General features: G+C 67.6%; 7 protein-coding genes. All 7 read left to right on the forward strand.

What is annotated here, in order from left to right:
• Positions 1 to 521 precede the first annotated feature (521 nt).
• Positions 522 to 830 (forward strand): 30S ribosomal protein S10, encoded by a 309-nt coding sequence (gene rpsJ / locus ACXJKL_RS16460; RefSeq protein WP_007078637.1) that lies wholly within the window; start codon positions 522 to 524, stop codon positions 828 to 830.
• Between the two features lie 10 nt (positions 831 to 840).
• Positions 841 to 1,518, forward strand: a complete 678-nt coding sequence (gene rplC / locus ACXJKL_RS16465) for a 50S ribosomal protein L3 (RefSeq protein ID WP_457208102.1) — start codon at positions 841 to 843, stop codon at positions 1,516 to 1,518.
• 2 nt (positions 1,519 to 1,520) lie between these two features.
• Positions 1,521 to 2,150 carry a 50S ribosomal protein L4 gene (gene rplD / locus ACXJKL_RS16470; RefSeq protein WP_457208103.1) on the forward strand — a complete coding sequence of 210 codons (630 nt, stop codon included), beginning with the start codon at positions 1,521 to 1,523 and terminating at the stop codon, positions 2,148 to 2,150.
• The gene (gene rplW, locus ACXJKL_RS16475; RefSeq protein WP_056887115.1) at positions 2,147 to 2,449 is read left to right on the forward strand and encodes a 50S ribosomal protein L23; all 303 of its coding nucleotides are present in this window, start codon (positions 2,147 to 2,149) and stop codon (positions 2,447 to 2,449) included. Before rplD ends, rplW begins: the two co-directional genes overlap by 4 nt.
• A 24-nt stretch (positions 2,450 to 2,473) precedes the next feature.
• Positions 2,474 to 3,310, forward strand: coding sequence for a 50S ribosomal protein L2 (gene rplB / locus ACXJKL_RS16480; protein WP_457208104.1), 837 nt, complete (start codon positions 2,474 to 2,476; stop codon positions 3,308 to 3,310).
• 5 nt (positions 3,311 to 3,315) lie between these two features.
• A complete protein-coding gene (rpsS, locus tag ACXJKL_RS16485) occupies positions 3,316 to 3,597 on the forward strand; it encodes a 30S ribosomal protein S19 (RefSeq protein WP_166317100.1) in 282 nt (93 codons plus the stop codon).
• On the forward strand, positions 3,594 to 3,887 hold a 294-nt coding region (gene rplV, locus ACXJKL_RS16490), incomplete at its 3' end, for a 50S ribosomal protein L22 (protein WP_457208105.1). The genes rpsS and rplV, both read left to right, overlap by 4 nt.

Here is a 3,887-nt window from a genome sequence, read left to right on the forward strand (position 1 = left end):
CGGTGGGCCCGGGCGGCGGGAACTGCTCGGTCATCGGACCCCCGTCTGGTGAGTGCCCTGATCCTGTCRGGTCACGGCGGGCGCCGTCCGGCGTACCACCGGCCGACGGCCTCCGGACGCGGGTGCCGGTCCGATTTGGCGCCCCTGCGGATCTCTGCCAAGATATCCAGGTTGCTCCGGCGGGTCCCACCAGACTGTCTGCGCGGATGCGGCACCACATTGATCACTGAATCGCGTTTCCCGGATTGACCTCAGTGCTCTGCGTGCGCCGCACCGGCTCGGTCATCTGGAGGGGACGCGATGAGCCCGACGAACCGGTCGGGTGCCACCCGCAACACCATCGAGACTCGCGTCTCGTGTCGCCCGAAACATGAGCGACACGCCCGACCGCGGGGGTCGGCGGAGGGGTGGTGGAGAGACAGGCGGTGCGGCCTCACCCGACGAGGCCGTGTCGTGAAACCCAGACCGAACGCGGTACCTCCCTGGCGGGGGTACGAGATCGATAAGGACGAGAGAGACCTATGGCGGGACAGAAGATCCGCATCAGGCTCAAGGCCTATGACCACGAGGTGATCGACACCTCGGCGCGCAAGATCGTGGACACCGTCACCCGCACGGGTGCGAAGGTCGCCGGCCCTGTGCCGCTGCCGACCGAGAAGAACGTGTTCTGCGTCATTCGCTCGCCGCACAAGTACAAGGACTCGCGCGAGCACTTCGAGATGCGCACCCACAAGCGCCTCATCGACATCATCGACCCCACGCCGAAGACGGTCGACTCGCTCATGCGCCTCGACCTGCCTGCCGGTGTCGACATCGAGATCAAGCTCTGAGGTATCTGCGATGACCGGAACTTTTGAACGCAATGTCAAGGGACTGCTGGGCACCAAGCTCGGCATGACCCAGCTCTGGGACGAGAACAACATCGTCGTCCCCGTGACCGTGATCGCTGCTGCGACCAACGTCGTGACGCAGGTCCGCTCGCCCGAGACCGACGGCTACAACGCCATCCAGGTCTCCTTCGGCGAGATCGAGGCCCGCAAGGTCAACAAGCCCGAGGCCGGCCACTTCGGCAAGGCCGGGGTGACCCCGCGTCGTCACGTGGTGGAGATCCGCACCGCCGACGCCGCGTCGTACTCCGTGGGCCAGGAGCTCTCTCCCGAGCTCTTCGCGGCCGGCGACGAGATCGACGTGACCGGCACCAGCAAGGGCAAGGGCTTCGCCGGTGTCATGAAGCGTCACGGCTTCCACGGTGTCGGCGCCTCCCACGGTGCCCACCGCAACCACCGCAAGCCGGGCTCGATCGGTGCCTGCGCCACGCCGGGCCGTGTCTTCAAGGGCACGCGCATGGCTGGGCGCATGGGTAACGACACCGTCACGACCCAGAACGTCACGGTCCACGCCATCGACGCCGAGAAGGGCCTGATCCTGCTCAAGGGTGCCGTTCCCGGCCCGCGCGGCGGTCTCGTGGTCATCCGCTCGGCTGCCAAGAAGACCGTCGACTCCGGCAAGGAGGCCTGAGCATGTCTGTCAAGACCGTCAAGGTTGACTTCCCCGCCGACATCTTCGGCGTCGAGATCAACGTCCCCCTGATCCATCAGGTCGTGGTGGCCCAGCAGGCTGCGGCCCGCCAGGGCACCCACAGCACCAAGCGTCGTGGGGAGGTGCGCGGTGGTGGCCGCAAGCCCTACAAGCAGAAGGGCACCGGCCGCGCCCGTCAGGGCTCGACCCGCGCTCCCCAGTTCGCCGGTGGTGGCGTCGTGCACGGCCCCAAGCCGCGTGACTACGACCAGCGCACCCCCAAGAAGATGAAGGCTGCCGCCCTGCGCGGTGCCCTCTCGGACCGGGCCCGCAACGGTCGCATCCACGTCGTGGACGGCCTGGTCTCCGGCGATAAGCCGTCGACCAAGCTGGCCCTCGCGTCGCTGGCCACGCTGAGCGACCGTGTCCGCTTCCTCGTGGTGCTCGAGCGCTCCGACGCGCTGACCTGGCTCTCGCTGCGCAACGCGCAGCAGGTGCACATCGTCGCCGTCGACCAGCTCAACACCTACGACGTGCTGGCCTCCGACGACGTGGTCTTCACGCAGGGCGCCTACGACGCCTTCGTGAACGGCACCGCGAGCAGCACCACGGCCCAGGAGGACGACAAGTGAGCACCCTGCACAAGGACCACCGCGACATCCTGATCGCACCGGTGGTCTCCGAGAAGAGCTACGGCCTCCTCGACGCCAACAAGTACACCTTCATCGTCCGTCCGGACGCCAACAAGACCGAGATCAAGATCGCGGTCGAGAAGGTCTTCAACGTCAAGGTGACCTCGGTCAACACGATCAACCGCCAGGGCAAGACCCGCCGTACCCGGACCGGGCTCGGCAAGCGCGCCAACACCAAGCGCGCCATCGTCAGCCTGGCTGAGGGTCACCGCATCGACATCTTCGGCCAGGTCGGCTGACCGCCGGAATAGGACTGATCACACATGGCAATCCGCAAGTACAAGCCGACCACCCCGGGCCGTCGCGGCTCCTCGGTGGCCGACTTCGTCGAGATCACCCGGACCACGCCGGAGAAGTCGCTGACGCGTCCGCTGCCCAAGAAGGGCGGCCGCAACAACCAGGGCCGGATCACCACCCGGCACCAGGGTGGCGGTCACAAGCGGGCCTACCGCATCATCGACTTCCGTCGCTATGACAAGGACGGCGTGCCGGCCAAGGTCGCTCACATCGAGTACGACCCCAACCGCACCGCGCGCATCGCGCTGCTGCACTACGCCGACGGCGAGAAGCGCTACATCGTGGCGCCGAAGGACCTGACGCAGGGCACCGCGGTCGAGTCGGGCCCCAACGCCGACATCAAGCCCGGCAACAACCTGCCGCTGCGCAACATCCCCGTCGGTACGACGATCCACTGCGTGGAGCTGCGTCCCGGCGGCGGTGCCAAGATCGCCCGCTCGGCCGGCAACTCCGCCCAGCTCGTCGCCCGTGAGGGCAGCCGCGCCACGCTCCGCATGCCCTCGGGCGAGATGCGGTACGTCGACGTGCGCTGCCGCGCCACGGTGGGCGAGGTCGGCAACGCCGAGCAGTCGAACATCAACTGGGGCAAGGCCGGCCGCATGCGCTGGAAGGGCAAGCGCCCGACCGTCCGTGGTGTCGTCATGAACCCGGTCGACCACCCGCACGGTGGTGGTGAGGGCAAGACGTCCGGTGGTCGCCACCCGGTGTCGCCCTGGGGCCAGGCGGAGGGCCGCACGCGCAAGCGCAAGGCGTCCGACTCCCAGATCATTCGTCGTCGCAAGTCCGGCAAGGGTAGGAAGTAACCGACATGCCTCGCAGCCTGAAGAAGGGCCCCTTCATCGACGACCACCTTCAGAAGAAGGTGGACGCCGAGAACGAGAAGGGCAGCCACAACGTCATCAAGACCTGGTCGCGCCGGTCGATGATCGTGCCCGACATGATCGGCCACACCATCGCCGTGCACGACGGTCGCAAGCACGTTCCCGTGTTCGTCACCGACTCGATGGTCGGTCACAAGCTCGGTGAGTTCGCACCGACCCGCACCTACAAGGGTCACGTCAAGGAAGACCGGAAGGGGAAGCGTCGATGAGCGTCACCGAGCGCCAGCGCACCAGCGCCCGCCGGGAGACCCTGCTGGGCGACCAGCCGGGTGCCTACGCGGCCGCACGTTACGTGCGCATCACCCCCATGAAGGCCCGCCGTGTCGTCGACATGGTCCGCGGTCTTCCCGTCGACGAGGCCCTGGCCCTGCTGCAGTTCGCGCCGCAGGCCGCCTCCGAGACCGTCTACAAGGTGCTGGAGAGCGCCGTCGCCAACGCGACGACCACCGAGGGCCTCGCTGCCGACGACCTGGTCGTCTCGGTCGCGATGGTCGACGAG

The organism is Nocardioides sp. P5_C9_2 (assembly GCF_054049555.1).